Source organism: Alkalimonas cellulosilytica (genome assembly GCF_036325985.1).
Classification (GTDB): Bacteria; Pseudomonadota; Gammaproteobacteria; order Enterobacterales; family Alteromonadaceae; genus Alkalimonas; species Alkalimonas cellulosilytica.
In genome coordinates this window covers 1-590 of sequence record NZ_JAUHLI010000056.1, presented here as the reverse complement: position 1 = coordinate 590, position 590 = coordinate 1, and the positions used below count along the sequence as shown (strand labels likewise).

1 rRNA gene is annotated in these 590 nt (G+C 51.0%); it reads left to right on the top strand.

Annotation, left to right across the window (positions count from 1 at the left end):
• Window positions 1–128: 128 nt before the first annotated feature.
• Window positions 129–590: ribosomal RNA gene (locus tag QWY20_RS18510) — 16S ribosomal RNA — on the top strand; the annotation flags it as partial.

Below are 590 nucleotides of genomic sequence, written 5' to 3'. Positions count from 1 at the left end.
TGAAGCACTGCTCTTTAACAATAAGCAATCAATTATCTGTGTGGGTACTTGTGTTGATACGTGCAAACGAATAATCAGTATGAGTGACCAATGTTAATTTATTAGTCAGTACTACTGAGTCAAAACTTTAATTGAAGAGTTTGATCATGGCTCAGATTGAACGCTGGCGGCAGGCCTAACACATGCAAGTCGAGCGGTAACATGCCTTCGGGTGATGACGAGCGGCGGACGGGTGAGTAATGCTTGGGGATCTGCCCGATGGCGGGGGACAACCACTGGAAACGGTGGCTAATACCGCATAATGTCTACGGACCAAAGTGTGGGACCTTCGGGCCACACGCCATCGGATGAACCCAAGTGAGATTAGCTAGTTGGTGGGGTAAAGGCTCACCAAGGCGACGATCTCTAGCTGGTTTGAGAGGATGATCAGCCACACTGGGACTGAGACACGGCCCAGACTCCTACGGGAGGCAGCAGTGGGGAATATTGGACAATGGGGGCAACCCTGATCCAGCCATGCCGCGTGTGTGAAGAAGGCCTTCGGGTTGTAAAGCACTTTCAGCGAGGAGGAAGGGGGTAGTGTTAATAGC